This is a genomic window from Denitrobaculum tricleocarpae (assembly GCF_007004665.1).
Taxonomy (GTDB): Bacteria; Pseudomonadota; Alphaproteobacteria; order Kiloniellales; family Kiloniellaceae; genus Denitrobaculum; species Denitrobaculum tricleocarpae.
Map to the genome: position 1 here is coordinate 408,634 of NZ_ML660052.1, position 14,816 is coordinate 423,449.

Consider the following 14,816-nt stretch of genomic DNA (forward strand, 5'->3'; position numbering starts at 1 on the left):
GGGGTTGTGCAGAGCTGCCGGAGGCCGCGCCAATGCAGACGCAACCCCCGGCCAGAATGGTCACTGCATAATGCTCACTGCATGTAGCGCTTTGCGTTGGCTTTGCTGACTTCCTCCTGGAACATCTCCAGGAGCGTCACGCCGTCTTTGCCAAGCGTTTCCTCCACGTGCTTGAGCACGACCGGCTGTGCGGCGGCCTTGAACTTGTCGCGGTCCTGGGCGGACAGGGCCGAGACCTCGATCTTATCCATCAGACCGGCGAGACCTCTATCGGAACCTTCGATGATACGGCTGAGACCCCGGCTGGCGGTGACGCAAGACTCGGCAGCATAGCGGATCGTCCGCTGCTCACTGTCGCTCAGGCCATCCCAGAAGCTTTTCGAAAGCATGAGGGTATAGGGCGAGAAGAGGTGATTGGTCAGGGTCATGTACTTCTGCACTTCAGCGAACTTGGCGAAGGAAATGATCGGGACCGGATTCATCTGCCCGTCGATCACGCCGGTCTGCAGGCCCGAATAGACCTCGCCCCAAGCCAGCGGATAGGCTTCACCGCCCAGCGATTGGATGATCTTCTGGTGCGACGGCAAGGTCATGGTGCGGATGCGCACGCCTTCGAAGTCTTCCAGGGTTTTGATCGGACGCTTGGAATTGGTGACCGCGAAGAAGCCGCCGGTATCGGGGAAACCTGCAACCACCACGTCGCCCAGCGTGGCTTCAATGTCGCGGGCCAGGGCGTTCCCGAAGGGACCGTCGAAGACATCGTAGGTGGCGGCGTTGTGGTCGAAGGCAAAGGCAAGGTTCAGGACGTCGATGCGCGGATAGTAGGATGCGATCGCACCGGTCGAAGTCAGCGTGGCCTGGATCACGTCGTCGCGCACCATCTGCACATGCTCCTTCGCGGAGCCGAGCTGATTCGAGGGGAAGACCTCGACCTTGATGGAACCGTTGGTATCGGCCTCGACAATATTGGCAAAGACCGCCGTGCAGGCGTGAGCCGGGTTCTCGAAGGGGTCTGCCTTGTTGTCGTGGCCGAATTTGAGGGTCTTGCTTTGGGCACTGGCGGTCCCGCCGGCACTCGCGAGTAGAGCTGAGGCCGCGATGGCTGCACCGAGAAACTTTAAGGCTTTCATTTCATACCTCCCGTTCAGATGTCTCTTGTTAGCGACCGTTTAAAGGTCTGGTCGCGGATGACCGGCACAAATCTTCCCGGCAGATCGTCGCCGGATGTTCGTTGCAGCAAATTTTTCCGGACCCCATCAGGCAAAGCCCAGGAGTCTCGGGATGAACAGCGCCATGTCTTCCCAGAGGGCAAAAACAAAGAGTATGGCGACCTCGGCGAGCAGGAACGGCCAAAGCTTGGCCGCTATCCGCTCAAGCCGCTCGCCCGTGACCGAAGACAGTACGAAGAGGCAGGCACCGACTGGCGGCGTCATCAGTGAGATGTTGAGCGCCAGCACAAAGACGATGCCCGCATGGATCGGGCTCATGCCGATTTGTTCCGTCAGCGGCACCAGGACCGGCGCCAGAATGATCAGGATCGCCGTGATATCCATCACCATGCCGATGATCAGCAACAGGCCGATGATTAGCGATATGATGACGTAGGGATTGTCGGCGAACAGCAGGAAGGCCTGGGCGACCTGCTGCGGGATCTGATTGAAACTGAGCCACCATCCGAGGATCGAAGCGAAGGCAATAATGACAAAGATCACACCCGTAACCCGCGCTGTACGAATCAGCATCTGGATGAAGTCTGCGACGGTGATCTTGCGGTAGACGAAGGTGCCGATGAAGAGGGCGTAGGCAACCGCGATGGAAGCGGCCTCGGTGGGAGTTACGATGCCGCCGAGAATACCGCCCAGGATAATGATCGGCATCATGAGGGCCAGGACCGACTGACGGAAGATCTGTGCGAGCTCGCGCAACTGAGCCCGTTTTTCGCTCTTCGGCAGGTCGTTGGCCGTGGCGCCGATCGCGATCACAATCATGCAGGTGGCGCAGATGATCAGGCCGGGCAGGATACCGGCCGCGAAGAGGCCGCCGATGGAAACCCCCATCAGAGAGCCGTAGACCACCATCAAGCCCGAAGGGGGGATGGTCGGGCCGATGATCGAACCGGCGGCGGTGACCGCGCAGGCGTAGTCCTTCTTGTAGCCGCGCTCAACCATCGCCGGAACCAGTGTTCTGCCAAAGGCGGCCGCATCGGCGGTGGCTGCACCGGTCAGGCCGGCGAAGAAGACCGAGGCCAGCATATTGGTGTGAGCGAGCCCCCCGCGGAAGTGCCCGACCAGGGCCTGGGCCAGATGGACCAGGCGGCTGGTGATTCCGGTGTGGTTCATTATCTCGCCGGCCAGGATGAAGAAGGGCATGGCGAGGAAGGGAAAGATATTGAGACCGTTGAAGATCTTGCTGGGGCCGAGCGCCAGGAACTTGTCGCCGCCCATCTCGAATAGGCCGATCACGCCTGCCGCCCCGATCGCGAAACCGATCGGCAGGCCGAGCAGGATAAGACCAACGAAGGCGAGGGCGACCAGCATGGTCAGGCCTCCGCCTGTCCGGTGAGGCTTTGGGTGCCGAGATCTCGAATTGCGGTCAGGACCAGCTGCAGCATGGCGAGGCCGGCGGAGACCGGAATGGCGGCGAAGGGCAGGGCGAGCGTCATGCCGAAGATCATGGCCTGCCGCGAAGCGCCGCCTCCCGCGAAGCCGATGCCGAACCAGGCGATATAGAAAAAAAGGAGAAAGGCCACGCCATCCATGCTGACCAGCACGATCCGCCGAAGGGGCCCCGGGATACGGCTGATCAGGATGGAAAGGCCGATGTGTTCGCGCCGCGCTATTCCGCAGGAGACGGCAAGTAAGGCCGCCCAGATCATAAGATAACGGGCGACCACCTCCGGCCAGGGGAGCTGCCAATGAAAGAGGTAGCGGTCGATCACGCCGAGCCAGACGTCGAGGACCAGAAGCACCATCAGAAGGGCGACGACCCGCTCGACCAGCCAATTCAGCCGTTCGCTCAAGCGGCCTGCGGTTTCGCGCATTCACCCCCTCCTTCGTATTTGTAGTTTTTCTACATTAATGGGGTTTTCATATTGATGTCTAGCCTCAAAATTGAAAATATGGATCGAAACTGAAGGGGCTCCGCTTGCTTTTCGTATCATGCATGTAGTTTAATTACATTTATGAATTGCATCGAAAATCAGGATTAAGAGTATGAGCATTGACTTTATCGGCGCGGAACGCAGTGGCGCTGGCGGCCAGTCCCTACCGTTCTCACCCGCTGTGCGGGCCGGGGACTTCGTTTTTATCTCGGGTCAGGTCGCGATGGGAGGCAACGGGGAGATCGTGCCGGGCGGGATCGAGGCACAGACGCGCCAGACCATGGAGAATGTCCAGAAGGTGCTCGCGTCGGCTGACTGTGGCCTTGATGATGTCGTAAAGGTCAATGTCTGGCTCGACGACACCCGCGACTTCTGGACTTTCAACCGAGTCTATGCATCGTACTTTCCGGAAAACAAACCGGCGCGCTCGACTGTGCGCTCGCAATTGATGGTCGATGGGAAAATCGAGATCGATGTCGTGGCTTACAAGCCCCAGACGTGAGTGGAACTCACAGGTAACGAGTGAGTGGACCTCACGGCTAAACGAAGTGGATGGCGGCGGCCATGACTGAGGAACAAGCGGCGGCGCAGGCCGGTCCGCCGATCGACATCATTCTCAGGCTTCGGAACGTTGTGGACAGTTTGTCCGCCAGCGAAAAGCAGGTTGCCGCCTTCATTCTGGATGATCTGGAGCGCGCCACGCTTGCGACGGTTTCGGGTATATCCGAGGCGGTCGGGGTCAGCGAACCGACTGTCATCCGCTTCTGCCGCAGTCTTGGCTGCGAAGGCTTCAAGGATTTCAAGATACGGCTGGCGCGCAATCTGGCAGTCAGCCTGCAGTACATCAATCCGGAGACGACCGCCGCCAATGACCGGCCCGCCTTTTCCGACCTGGTCTTCAGCTCGCTGGTCGAAACCCTCAAAGTGGCGCGCAATCAACTGGATGCCGTTGCAATCGACAAAGCGGCCAAGATGATCGACACGGCGCGTCAGGTTGCTTTTTATGGCGTCGGGGGTGGGTCTTCAATCGTCGCGCAGGACGCGGCCAACCGTTTCTTCCGGATTGGCGTCATGGCGACGGCACATTCCGACGGGTACCTGCAGCGCATGCACGCCTCGACCCTTGGCGAAGGTGACGTGGCGGTTGCGATCTCAGCGACCGGCCGGCCGGAGGAACTGATCGACAGCCTGACGATCGCCAGACAATATGGCGCCGCTACCTTGTCGCTGACAAAGCCCGGATCGCCACTGACCCGGGTTTCCGACGTCGTGATCGAGCTGGACTTGCCCGAACATCCCGAAATCTTCAAGCCAACCGCCACGCGGTTGGTCTTTCTCTGCGTGATTGATGTGCTGGCGACTCAGGTCGGCTATATGCGCGGCGAGGAAGTACGGGAAACACTCAGGCGGATTCGTTCCTCCCTTTCATCCCTGCACGAAACGATTGATCCGCAGCCTATCGGCGATTGATCTTGTCTTTCGTCTTGCAGCTGCGCCAAGCAGCATCCGTGTTTTTTTGAGGATTGCCGGAAAAAGATCTGAAGGCTGGCGAGAGTCTGTCGTAAGCTAACGACAACTCACAACCAATAAGGGAGTGCATAGGATGCCAAAAAACCGTTTGGCCGCGTTTTTTCCCCGCCTTTGTGCCGCTGTTCTGGCCGCCGCTTTCATGGCTGCGGCTTCGCTAACCGCGCCGGTCTCCGCCGCGATGCTCAATCTTCACAACGGCGGCGACCCCTCGTCCCTGGATCCGCACAAGGTCTCCGGAGACTGGGAGAACCGGATCGTTGGCGATATCTTCGAGGGCCTGACGACCGAAGACGTCGAGGCCAAGCCCATCGCCGGTCAGGCGGAAAGCTGGACCATCTCCGATGATGGCCTGGTTTATACCTTTAAACTGCGGGATAACGCCAACTGGTCGGACGGCCAGCCGGTAACCGCCGGTGATTTCGTCTTTGCGTTCCAGCGGATTATGAACCCGGCAACGGCGGCGGAATACGCCTACCTGCAGTATCCCATCAAGAATGCCGAGGCGATCAATTCGGGTGCCATTGCGGATCTCGGACAGCTCGGTGTGAAGGCGATCGACGACAAGACGCTCGAGATCACGCTTGAGCGGCCGACGCCCTTTTTTCTGGGCGCGCTGACACACTATACGGCTTATCCGGTTCCCAAACACGTGGTCGAAGCCAAGGGTAACGACTGGGTAAAGATCGAAAACATCGTGGTCAACGGTCCTTATAAGCCGGTCGAGTGGATTCCCGGCGCGCACGTAACGACGACAAAGAACGATCTCTACTACGATGTTGCCAATCTGAAGATCGACGGCGTGAAGTTCTACGTTCTGGAGGACCAGGCCGCGGCCTTAAAGCGCTACCGCGCCGGTGAGTTCGACATCCTGACCGACTTCCCGAAGGACCAGTATCAGTGGCTGCAGGAGAATCATCCGGGTGAAGCCCGGGTTGCGCCCTTTGCCGGTCTCTACTACTACGTTTTTAATCACCGCAAACCGCCTTTCGACGATGCACGGGTGCGCAAGGCGCTCTCCATGGCGATCAATCGCGAAGTGATCGGTCCGCAGGTTCTGGGGACCGGCGAGCTGCCGGCCTACTCCTGGGTGCCGCCCGGTATGGCAAACTCTGGCGAGTCCGCCGAGGTCGATTGGGCGGAGATGCCTTATCCCGAGAGAGTCGAAATGGCCAAGGCGCTGATCGCCGAAGCGGGCTACGGCAAGGATAATCCGCTGAAAGTCACCCTGCGCTACAACACCAACGATAACCACAAACGTGTCGCGGTTGCCATCACCGCCATGTGGAAGGCGCTGGGGGTCGAGGCGAAGCTGTTCAACTCCGAGCTCAAGGTGCACTACGCGGAGATCCGCAAGGGCGAGTTCGATGTGGCGCGCGCCGGATGGCTGGCCGATTACAACGATCCGGTCAACTTCCTCGATCTTCTCAAGGGCGGCACCGGCAACAATTACGGTGCCTACAGCAGTCCGGAATTCGACAAGGTCATGGATCAGGCTGCGATGGAGACCGATCAGGAAAAACGCGCGGTACTCCTGACCCAAGCGGAACGGATCGCGATGGACGATAACGCCGCCGCGCCGATCTATTTTTACCTGTCGGAGAACGTTGTCTCACCCAAGATCAAGGGTTTCAAAGACAATGCCTTCGATATTCACCGCACCCGCTGGCTCTCGAAAGAAGAGTGATCGTCTTTCGAGGGGGAGTCTGACTCGGCACTGCGCCGGGAAAGAGTCTCTTTAAGGAAAAAGGGGCTGTCTCTTGAGGGGGACTCGGGGGGCAGCCCGCCTTAAGGGGTGGTGTACATTATGCTGGGCTTTGCGCTGCGCAGGCTGCTTTCGACGATACCTGTACTCTGGATCGCGCTGACACTGTGCTTTTTCATCCTGCGGCTGGCGCCTGGGGGGCCATTCGACGCGGAACGGCAATTGCCGGAACGTATCCTGGCCAACCTCCGGGCGCACTACAATCTCGATAAACCTCTGCTCGTCCAATACTGGGATTACGTCTCCGGTGTGTTGATGGGAGATCTCGGCCCTTCCTACATCACGGACGACTTTACCGTCGTGGACCTCATCGCGATCGGACTGCCTTACACCTTTATCCTGGGTGGAGCCGCCTTCGCGCTCGCCATTCTGCTGGGTGTTTTCGCCGGGGTGATCGGGGCGCTTAATCAAAACAACAGTTCCGACTATGCCATCGCGCTTGTGGTCATGACCGGGTTGATTGTGCCGAACTTTCTTCTGGCGCCGATCCTGCAACTGGTGTTCGGGGTCTCGCTCGGTTGGCTTCCGGTCGGCGGCTGGGGCGACGGCGAACTCTCTCATCTCGTGCTTCCGGTGATCATTCTGGCGCTGCCGCATGTCGCCCGGATCTCACGGCTGATGCGCGGCTCCATGATCGAAGTGCTGGGCGCGAATTATATCCGCACGGCTCGGGCCAAAGGGATCGGCGCGCGGCTGATGATCACCCGTCACGCCATCAAGCCGGCGCTGCTGCCGGTGGTCTCCTACCTTGGGCCTGCCGCCGGTTATTTGCTGACCGGCTCGCTGGTGGTGGAGTCGATCTTCGGTCTGCCGGGGATCGGGCAGTACTTTATCAACGCCGCGCTCAATCGGGATTACGGCATGGTGTTGGGCACGGTGATTTTTTACATGGTGCTGATCATTCTGCTGAACCTGGTGGTCGACCTGGTCTATGCCTTGCTCGATCCTAAAGTGAGGGCGCGCTGATGGAAGAGATGGGCTGATGGGAGAGGTGGACTGATGCTGGGATCGGAAAAGCGCGACGCGCTGGTCGACGCCCTGGAACCTCATCACGGCGACGGCTTTGCGCCCACCGGCCGCAGCCTGACCCAGGATGCCATGCGCCGCTTCCGCCGGAACAGGGCCGCGCTGGCTTCGGTCTATGTCCTGGGGGGATTGGTTCTGGCCGCGTTGCTGGGGCCCTTCGTCATTCCCTATGGCTACGAGGATCCGGACTGGGCGGCCTTCCGCTTGCCGCCCGACTTCGCCAGCGGGCACTATTTCGGAACCGATCAGAACGGCCGGGACGTCCTGGCGCGGACCCTCTACGGCACCCGTATCTCCTTGATGGTGGCGCTGGTCGCGACCCTGGTTTCCATCGTGATCGGCGTGACCTACGGGTCGATTGCCGGTTATCTCGGCGGGCGGACCGATGCGATCATGATGCGCTTCGTCGATATTATGTATGCGCTGCCCTATATCCTCTTTGTGATCCTTCTGATGGTGATCTTCGGGCGCAACGTGATCCTGCTCTTTATCGGGATCGGCGCCGTGGAGTGGTTGACCATGGCACGGATTGTGCGCGGCCAGACGCTCTCCCTGCGCGAGCGGGAGTTTATCGAAGCCGCCAAGGCGGCGGGCCTCAAACCCTTCCAGATCATTCGGCGGCACATTGCGCCCAACCTGGTCGGTCCTGTCGTGATCTTCGCCACCCTGACCGTGCCGGAGATCATCGTGACCGAGAGCTTTCTGTCTTACCTCGGCTTCGGTGTACAAGAGCCCCTGACCTCGCTGGGCACACTGATTGCCGAGGGCGCCGATGTCATGGAGGTCATGCCCTGGTTGTTGGGTTTTCCTGCCGCGTTCCTAGTCACCATGCTGCTGAGTCTCGCCTTCATTGGTGACGGCTTGCGCGATGCTTTTGATCCGAAGGATGTCTGAAGCCATGACTGAAAGCATCTTCAAAAGCGAAGACCTGACCGTACGTTTCGACACGCCGGAGGGAGAAGTGCAGGCCGTCACCGGACTCAACCTGGATATTGCGGCCGGCGAGACGGTTGCGATTGTCGGGGAGTCCGGATCGGGCAAGAGCCAGACTTTCCTCTCGGTGATGGGACTGCTTGCCAGGAACGGACGGGCATCGGGGAAAGCCGTCCTGGAGGGTCGGGATCTGCTGAAGATGCGCCCGCGCGAGCTGGATGTTTACCGGGGCCGCGATATCTCCATGGTGTTCCAGGATCCCATGACCGGCTTGAACCCTTCGCTGCGGATTTCCCGCCAATTGACCGAAACCCTGGAAGTGCATCAAGGCTGCACACGCAAGGAGGCCGATGCCAGGGCGCTTGCAATGCTGGAAGCTGTCGGCATTCCGGATCCCAAGCGGCGCTTCAGGATGTATCCGCACGAGCTTTCCGGCGGCATGCGCCAGCGGGTGATGATCGCGATGGCTTTACTCTGCGAACCCAAACTGCTGATCGCAGACGAGCCGACGACCGCGCTGGATGTGACCATCCAGGCCCAGATCCTGGAGCTCTTCGGGCAGCTGAAAACGGCTTTCGACACTGCACTGATACTGATTACCCATGATCTGGGGGTGGTCGCCGGGCTCGCCGACCGGGTCTTTGTGATGTACGCCGGACGGGTGGTCGAGGAGGCGCCGGTCGATGATCTCTTCGAAGACCCGAAGCACCCCTACACCAAGGCCCTGCTGGCGTCCACACCAAGGATAGATACGGATCTTGAGAGCCTGGAGCCGATCCTGGGCCGCCCTCCGAACCTGCAACGCTTGCCCAAGGGCTGTGCCTTCGCGGCGCGCTGTGCCTTTGCCCAAGCGCAGTGTCATGATGTGCGGCCGCCGTTGAAATCCATCGCAAACCAGCGGACCTGCGCCTGCCTGTTGGTTGAGGCCGAAGAGAGGGAGCCGGTATGAGTGAAACGCTTCTCGAGGTTCAGGATATCAGGACCGAGTTTTCGGTCTCCGGCGGTGGCCTCTTTCAGCCGAAGAGACGACTGCGGGCGGTCAATGATGTGAGCTTCACGCTCAGGCGAGGTGAAACCCTGGGGATCGTTGGAGAGTCCGGCTGCGGAAAATCAACGCTGGGACGCAGCCTCCTGCGATTGATTGAACCCTCCGCGGGACGGGTCCTGTGGCAGGGAGAGGATATTGCCGGCCTCTCGCCCGAAAAGATGCGCCTGAAACGGCGGGACATGCAAATGATCTTTCAGGATCCTATTGCGTCCCTGGATCCTCGCATGACCATTGGCGATATCATTGCCGAGCCGCTGACCGTGTTCGAACGCAGTCTGAGCAAGGCGGAGCGGCGTGCGCGCGTGCTCGATGTCATGGATACAGTGGGGCTGTCGGGCGACATGCTCAATCGCTATCCCCATGAGTTCTCAGGCGGTCAGGCGCAACGCATCGGCATTGCCCGGGCCATCATCACCCGGCCGAAGCTGGTGGTCTGTGACGAGCCGGTCTCGGCACTGGATGTCTCGATCCAGGCCCAGATCATCAACCTCCTGCAGGAGCTCAAACGCAAGTTCGGCCTGACCATGATTTTTATCAGCCATGATCTTTCGATCATGCGCCTGATCTCCGACCGCATCATGGTCCTGTACCTCGGACGGGTGGTGGAATTGTCTGAGAAATCAATGCTCTTTGCGGACCCAAAGCATCCCTATACCCGCGCGCTGCTGTCGGCGGCCCCCGTGCCCGATCCCAAGACGGCGCGGGCGCGTCAACGGATCATGCTGCGCGGCGACCCGCCCTCACCGCTGGACCCGCCGTCGGGCTGCGCATTCCGAACCCGGTGTCCACTTGCCCAAGAGCGCTGCGCCCAGCGGGTTCAGGAACTGGAAACGGTCGCGGAAGGGCAGGAGATAGCCTGCGAGGTCGTCGCGGGCAGTCTGTGATCCCCCCTAACTTGCTTTCGTTCTATTCCGCGGCTGTGATCTGCTTGGCCTGCTGACGGCTCTCGCGCGCCTCGGTTTGCTTGTGCGCCTTTGCCACCGCCGCTTTCGCGGCTTCGGTCAGGGCGAACATCTCCAGGTCCTCGTCTTCGCCATGCTCGTCGACAGGGGTCAAGGCGATGTCCATGTAGGACTGGGTTGCCGGATCGCGTTTGATCCTTTTGGCCAGGATAAAGAGCCTGACGGCGTAGGCGGCAAAGGGGCCGTAGGTGGTGAGGATCTCCCAGGCCCGTTTCGGATAGAAGACGAGCGGGCTCTCAAGCGGCAGGCCCGATCGGCGCTGGGTGCGGAGCTTGCGGCGAAAGTAGCCGCCCTGAAGGGGGTGGACCTTTTCGTAGCGTATGCATCCGGCGAACTGCAGGGTATGCATCCAGATGCGTTCCGGTTTGTTGCCGCTGACCACCATGCGTTTCATCATGGTCGCGACGTGATCATCCGAGTAATAGAGCTCCCAGGCCTTGTTATAAATTCCCTGCCATTCCTCTTTGGACATCATGGCGTGACCTGTGCAGACATGCTCCAGGTCGTAGATGTTCATATCCGGATCCATGGGGATGCCCTGCTTGTAGAGGTTCTGATGATCTTCCGATCCGGGCAGCGGCGTGAGGCAGAAGAACTCCAGTATATCGACCGGCAGCTCGCGCTTGATGATCTCAATGTCGTTGGCGATCTTCTCCGGGGTGTCTGCCGGAAAGCCCAGGATGTAGCCCGCGAAGGTGATGATCTGTTGCTCGCGCCACATCTGAAGCATGGTCCGGTATTCGGTAATCCGGTTCTGCCGTTTTTTGGCGTGCATCAGGTTGTCCGGATTAATGTTCTCCATGCCGATAAAGACGCGCGCGACACCGGCGCGCTTGGCTTTCGAAATGAAGTTCTTGATCTTGTGACAGAGGGTGTCGACCTGGATCGTGATCGAGAAGGGTAGATCCAGTTCTTCGCGCAGGTCCCCGAGCCGGTCGAAGATGGCTTCCCAGTTTTTGTTGCGGGCGAAGTTGTCGTCGGTGATGAAGTAGCGGTAGATCCCCTGTTTCACGTTCGCGCGTACCAGCCGTTCGACGTCATCCGCTTCGCGGAAGCGGGACTTGCGGCCCTGTACGTTGATGATGGTGCAGAAGCTGCACTGGAAGGGGCAGCCGCGGCCTGCATCGAAACAGGCAATGGAGGCCCCGTATTTCCGTACCATCTTTTCCGGCAGGAAAGGCGTCGGCTCGTTGTCGATGCCCGGCAGATCGTTCATGTAGTTGTAGATCGGTTTCAGCTCACCGCGCAGGGCGTCGAGGTAAAAGTCCTGCAGGCGTCCTTCGGACTCACCTGCGTAGAGGGAAATGCCCAGATCAAGCGCTTCCTGAAGATCGGGCGGCAGTTTCGGCAGCATGGAAAGGCAGCCACTCGGATGGAAACCGCCGATCGCCACCTGCAGGCCCGCGGCCCTGAATTGACGGGCGAGGTCCATGGCACGGGGAAACTGATTGGATTGAACACCCACCAGACAGACAACCCCTCTGGCATCCTGCTGGCTTTGCCGCCGGATGATGTCCTTGACGGGGATGACGCTGTTGGTTTCGTCGTAACCTTTCAGAATCACTTCGACGTCGTCGCCAAGGGCGCGGCGCTCAATCAGGTCCATCGATATCCCGTAGATGCTTGAGAGGGTATTGGAGGGGATCCAGGCCTTGAGCCACTGGATGACGTAACCCTCGTCGTCGTAGTGTGACGGCTTGATTAACTCAACGAAGAACGTCCGTTTTTCATTCGATGTGTTCACTGGGTAGAGCCCCCCTCTAATGCCCCAATGCCGCACAGAATAAGGCATTTTTGTCTGAAAAGATAGACTCGTAAGAATGCGAACGAAATCAATTCCTTGAGTCAAACAGCTGCTGACTGCAACCCTCAGGCGCATTGGCACTTGATTTCTAAAACGGGGTTTGTTAAACACCGCGTCCCTCGCGATGAACGCGATGTGTTTCAACCAAGTGAGAACCGACGTGAAAATGTTTCGCGATAGAGATGTCGCACCGGATCTCGATTGGGTTGCCCGCCGACTGCGCTAGTTGCGCTTCCAGGCCGGTGATCCGAGACCGGCGATATCAAACAAAGAGTCGATCGAACCAGGGCTGCGAGCCTTCCTGATCAAGCCATCGGGATTCCGTCGCGCCTGTTGGTTCGATTAAGAAAGAGCCTATCGCTCATGCTGTCCCATGCCTGTTGGACGCGGCGCGCCTGCGCTTGTTTTCCGGTGATGTGATGCCTGTGCGAAAAACATGTGAAGAAAAATGGAAACCGCAAAATCGAGAGGCCTGATCGCCCGCTATATCGCCGGGTTGATGACAGGCATTGAACCGAAGTCCGCGCCCGGCAAAGTCCTGAGCGGCTGGCTGCGTGGCCAGTCACGTCTGGTAGGACTGGACTTTGATAAAGTCACGACGGTGGTTACGGCATCCGGCAAGATCCGAAAGGCCAGGGCGGGAGATAAACCTCTGTCCGCAAAGGCCTGGGGACAGCTGCGCGCTGCCCTGGAGAACGCTGACATCACCGATGCTGTTTCAACCAGGATTCCAATGGCCAATCTGCAGCACTTTGCCGATGCAATGTCGTTGCAACCCTTGGAAAGCAAGGTCTTCGCCTTTGTCTTTCACTGTAGTTGCGAGGACGCCTTCGACGCCTTGTGCGATCAACTGGTGGCAACCCGCATGATCGATTCCGTCGGGGTGATTGGCGCAGCGATCGGCGAGAGCCAGACGGAAATCTGGCAAAGCCTGACAGCGGGCCCTCTGGCCAGTCTTGGGCTGATTACCAGTTACGGACATGGGGCGGGTCAGTTCAGTTACAGCCTTCCCTATCGGCTGCGCCGGGCGCTGTTGCCGCCCAACGAGGGCATCCAGGCGATCGAGCGGGCGTTGATGGGAACCCCGTTGTCGACAGATTTGGACTGGGCGGATTTCGAGCATCTGGCGCCCCAGCGCGACTTCATGGCGCGCCTTCTGAGTGGCGCAGCAGCAACGAAGCAGCGTGGCGTCAATATCCTGTTGTACGGTCCGCCCGGCACCGGCAAGACCGAGCTGTGCAAGATGCTGACGGCGAAGGCCGGACTGTCTTTGTTCGGGATCGGCGAGAGCGATGAAGACGGCGATGAGCCCGACCGCTACGACCGGCTGGCGGACCTGCGCCTGGCGGAACGCCTGGCCATGCGCCGGGGGCAGGCAGCTTTATTATTCGACGAGATGGAGGACATTCTGCAGAACGACGTCCGCATGAGTTACGGCGGCGGGCGGTTGCGGCGCGCGGGTTCCAAGGTCTTCATGAACCGGACGCTGGAGGGGAATCGCGTCCCGGTCTTTTGGACCGCGAACAGCCTTCAGGAGTTTGATCCGGCTTTTTTACGCCGGATGTCGTTCATCGCCGAGATCAAGTTGCCGCCACTGGCAACACGCCGCCAGCTTTGGCGCAAGGCGTTGGAGGCCCATGGTGTTTCCCTGGCTCCTGAGGAGGTGACGTCGCTTTCCAGGCGACATCGGGTCGGGCCCGGCGTCATCAATACGGCGACACGGTCTGTTGCTGTGGCGGACGGCGCTTGTGCCGACATTGACTTCGTCGTGGAAGCCATGACCAAGTTGATCGATGGTGAGGGGCGGCGCAAGCGAGACTCCGAAGGCTCGGTGCGTTTCGAAGTGGAGCTGGCGAATGCGGATATCGATTTGTCGAAGCTGCAGGCGTCTCTTTCACGGGAGGAGGCGCCGCGCGATTTTTCGATCTGTTGTCACGGCCCACCGGGAACGGGCAAGAGCGCGTTCGTTCGTCAGCTTGCGGCCGAGATGGGCGTCGACGTGCTCGAGAAGCGCGGGTCTGATCTTTTGTCCAAGTGGGTCGGCGGCACTGAAGAGCTGATCGCCGAGGCTTTCGCCGAAGCGCGGGAGGATGAGCGCTTTCTGATCATCGATGAAGCGGACTCTTTGCTTTGGGGCAGGGGAGCGGCTGAACGTTCCTGGGAAGTCTCCATGGTCAATGAGCTTTTGCTGGCCATGGAAACTCATGATCAGCCCTTTGCCTGCACGACAAACCAGATGGCGCAGATCGATGCCGCGGCTTTGCGGCGCTTCACCTTCAAGGTGAAGTTCGGCTTCATGTCCAACGCTCAGGTCCGTTCTGCGTTCCTGCGCTTCTTTGGTTTCGAGGCGCCGGCGATGATCGGCAGGATTTCCAGTCTGACGCCCGGTGATTTTGCCGTCGTGGCAAAGAAACTGAAGTTCCTCACCGCGAAAGCGGATGAGGACGCGGATGCGAGCGCTGCCGCATCCAGGGCGGAGGAGATCCTGCGCCTCTTGGAGCAGGAAGTCGCGGTAAAGCCGGCGGCAGACCGCAAGATCGGATTTACGCTGACGGCGTGAATCCGAACCTGTTGCGCGCAGTGTTTGCGGCGCGAAGTGCGCAATGGTTTAGCTGATTCCGATAATAAATTATCTTTCTGTGACAATTATT

General features: G+C 59.5%; 12 protein-coding genes. 8 read left to right on the forward strand and 4 right to left on the reverse strand.

What is annotated here, in order from left to right; genetic code table 11:
* Positions 1-74 precede the first annotated feature (74 nt).
* From FKG95_RS01830 to FKG95_RS01840, 3 genes are all read right to left on the reverse strand, one after another.
* Positions 75-1,130, reverse strand: a complete 1,056-nt coding sequence (locus FKG95_RS01830) for a TRAP transporter substrate-binding protein (RefSeq protein WP_142894591.1) — start codon at positions 1,128-1,130, stop codon at positions 75-77.
* A 126-nt stretch (positions 1,131-1,256) separates the two neighbouring features.
* Positions 1,257-2,537: a TRAP transporter large permease gene (locus FKG95_RS01835; RefSeq protein ID WP_142894593.1), complete on the reverse strand. Its 1,281-nt coding sequence runs from the start codon at positions 2,535-2,537 to the stop codon at positions 1,257-1,259.
* Between the two features lie 2 nt (positions 2,538-2,539).
* Positions 2,540-3,040, reverse strand: coding sequence for a TRAP transporter small permease (locus FKG95_RS01840; protein WP_142894595.1), 501 nt, complete (start codon positions 3,038-3,040; stop codon positions 2,540-2,542).
* Positions 3,041-3,212: 172 nt separating this feature from the next.
* On the opposite strand from FKG95_RS01840, the gene FKG95_RS01845 reads away from it, so the two are divergent.
* From FKG95_RS01845 to FKG95_RS01875, 7 genes are all read left to right on the forward strand, one after another.
* A complete protein-coding gene (locus FKG95_RS01845; protein WP_142894597.1) occupies positions 3,213-3,602 on the forward strand; it encodes a RidA family protein in 390 nt (129 codons plus the stop codon).
* A 62-nt stretch (positions 3,603-3,664) separates the two neighbouring features.
* Positions 3,665-4,570, forward strand: a complete 906-nt coding sequence (locus FKG95_RS01850; RefSeq protein ID WP_142894598.1) for a MurR/RpiR family transcriptional regulator — start codon at positions 3,665-3,667, stop codon at positions 4,568-4,570.
* Positions 4,571-4,703: 133 nt separating this feature from the next.
* Positions 4,704-6,314: a peptide ABC transporter substrate-binding protein gene (locus FKG95_RS01855; protein ID WP_218940040.1), complete on the forward strand. Its 1,611-nt coding sequence runs from the start codon at positions 4,704-4,706 to the stop codon at positions 6,312-6,314.
* 120 nt (positions 6,315-6,434) lie between these two features.
* Positions 6,435-7,358: an ABC transporter permease subunit gene (locus FKG95_RS01860; RefSeq protein ID WP_142894599.1), complete on the forward strand. Its 924-nt coding sequence runs from the start codon at positions 6,435-6,437 to the stop codon at positions 7,356-7,358.
* Positions 7,359-7,391: 33 nt separating this feature from the next.
* On the forward strand, positions 7,392-8,312 hold the full coding sequence (locus FKG95_RS01865) for an ABC transporter permease subunit (protein ID WP_142894600.1): 921 nt from the start codon (positions 7,392-7,394) through the stop codon (positions 8,310-8,312).
* 4 nt (positions 8,313-8,316) lie between these two features.
* On the forward strand, positions 8,317-9,300 hold the full coding sequence (locus FKG95_RS01870; RefSeq protein WP_142894602.1) for an ABC transporter ATP-binding protein: 984 nt from the start codon (positions 8,317-8,319) through the stop codon (positions 9,298-9,300).
* On the forward strand, positions 9,297-10,283 hold the full coding sequence (locus FKG95_RS01875; protein ID WP_142894604.1) for an ABC transporter ATP-binding protein: 987 nt from the start codon (positions 9,297-9,299) through the stop codon (positions 10,281-10,283). The genes FKG95_RS01870 and FKG95_RS01875 overlap by 4 nt, the downstream gene beginning before the upstream one ends.
* Before the next feature lie 22 nt (positions 10,284-10,305).
* Here the strand turns inward: FKG95_RS01875 and FKG95_RS01880 are convergent, their stop codons facing one another.
* Positions 10,306-12,105, reverse strand: coding sequence for a B12-binding domain-containing radical SAM protein (locus tag FKG95_RS01880; RefSeq protein ID WP_218940041.1), 1,800 nt, complete (start codon positions 12,103-12,105; stop codon positions 10,306-10,308).
* 508 nt (positions 12,106-12,613) lie between these two features.
* Between FKG95_RS01880 and FKG95_RS01885 the strand changes: the two genes are divergently transcribed.
* Complete coding sequence (locus FKG95_RS01885) at positions 12,614-14,725, forward strand: AAA family ATPase (protein ID WP_142894608.1); 2,112 nt, start codon at positions 12,614-12,616, stop codon at positions 14,723-14,725.
* Positions 14,726-14,816 lie beyond the last annotated feature (91 nt).

Coding starts and splice junctions, on each gene's coding strand:
- FKG95_RS01860 (WP_142894599.1), top strand. CDS start 6,435: ATGCTGGGCTTTGCGCTGCGCAGGCTGCTTTCGACGATACCTGTACTC.
- FKG95_RS01870 (WP_142894602.1), top strand. CDS start 8,317: ATGACTGAAAGCATCTTCAAAAGCGAAGACCTGACCGTACGTTTCGAC.
- FKG95_RS01835 (WP_142894593.1), bottom strand. CDS start 2,537: ATGCTGGTCGCCCTCGCCTTCGTTGGTCTTATCCTGCTCGGCCTGCCG.
- FKG95_RS01885 (WP_142894608.1), top strand. CDS start 12,614: ATGGAAACCGCAAAATCGAGAGGCCTGATCGCCCGCTATATCGCCGGG.
- FKG95_RS01830 (WP_142894591.1), bottom strand. CDS start 1,130: ATGAAAGCCTTAAAGTTTCTCGGTGCAGCCATCGCGGCCTCAGCTCTA.
- FKG95_RS01845 (WP_142894597.1), top strand. CDS start 3,213: ATGAGCATTGACTTTATCGGCGCGGAACGCAGTGGCGCTGGCGGCCAG.
- FKG95_RS01855 (WP_218940040.1), top strand. CDS start 4,704: ATGCCAAAAAACCGTTTGGCCGCGTTTTTTCCCCGCCTTTGTGCCGCT.
- FKG95_RS01875 (WP_142894604.1), top strand. CDS start 9,297: ATGAGTGAAACGCTTCTCGAGGTTCAGGATATCAGGACCGAGTTTTCG.
- FKG95_RS01865 (WP_142894600.1), top strand. CDS start 7,392: ATGCTGGGATCGGAAAAGCGCGACGCGCTGGTCGACGCCCTGGAACCT.
- FKG95_RS01840 (WP_142894595.1), bottom strand. CDS start 3,040: ATGCGCGAAACCGCAGGCCGCTTGAGCGAACGGCTGAATTGGCTGGTC.
- FKG95_RS01850 (WP_142894598.1), top strand. CDS start 3,665: ATGACTGAGGAACAAGCGGCGGCGCAGGCCGGTCCGCCGATCGACATC.